This is a genomic window from Streptomyces recifensis (assembly GCF_002154615.1).
GTDB lineage: Bacteria > Actinomycetota > Actinomycetes > Streptomycetales > Streptomycetaceae > Streptomyces > Streptomyces griseoluteus.
This window is the reverse complement of the sequence record NZ_MUNH01000891.1, coordinates 1-882: the sequence shown is the minus strand read 5'-3', so window position 1 is coordinate 882 and position 882 is coordinate 1. Positions and strand designations below refer to the sequence as shown.

Below are 882 nucleotides of genomic sequence, written 5' to 3'. Positions count from 1 at the left end.
GTGGTGAAGTCGGCTGCCTGGAGGTTCAGTTGTGGCCACAGCGGGGCCTGGGGCACCTCCTCGCGGAGGTCGGAGAGGAGTGCGCGGGACTCCGCCGCCGCCCGGCGGGCCGAGCGGGCGACCAGTTCCGCCTCCTGACGCAGGCGGGCGGGGTCGGGGGTGGCGGCGGAGGCGGTGACGGCGAGGGCGTCGGAGGCGAGGGCCACGCCGTGCAGGGTCTTGGCGAGGGAGTCGTGCATCTCGCGTGCCAGACGTGCGCGTTCGGACTGTACGGCCTCCGCCGCGGCGAGTCGGGCGCGTACGGCCGTCAGGGCGTGGGTGGCGGTGCCGAGCCGGAGCATCAATTGGCGCAGGGTGGAGCCCATCGCGCCGGTGATGACGCACAGGCCGGGCAGCAGCAGGGTCTCCGCCGGCCCGGTGTGCCGTTCGGCGTCCAGGGTGGCGTGGACGAGGAGCAGGATCAGTGACTGGAGGGAGGCGAAGAAGGCGGCACCGCGCCAGCCGTAGAGCAGCCCGGCGAGCAGCGGCGTGCAGACGCTGACGTAGGCGAGGGTGGTGTCCGGCCCGGCGGAGATCAGCAGCAGGGACCCGAAGAGGGTGTCGACGGCGAGCAGGCTCGGATGCCGCAGCAGCAGCGGCCCGAACCGCCCCCAGTCCCGGAACAGCACGTACGACACCATGAACGTGACGACCACGGCCGCCCCGACCAGCCGCGCCCCGAGCCCCGGCGCCGCGTTCAGCAACGCTGCGGGCGCGGCCAGCACGATCATCGCCAGCCGGAACCCGAACACCTGCCGCCCGACGGCCTGCAGGGCCCGCACCTGAAGCCCCTCGGGGGGCACGGCGGGCCCACCACCGGCAGAGTCGGGGCGCCCCTCGGAC

At 74.5% G+C, this 882-nt stretch carries 1 protein-coding gene; it reads right to left on the bottom strand.

The window, feature by feature from the left end; genetic code table 11:
* The coding region (locus tag CCN33_RS30640; RefSeq protein ID WP_244173999.1) for a histidine kinase at nt 1-842 on the bottom strand (842 nt) is incomplete at its 3' end.
* Nucleotides 843-882: the final 40 nt, after the last annotated feature.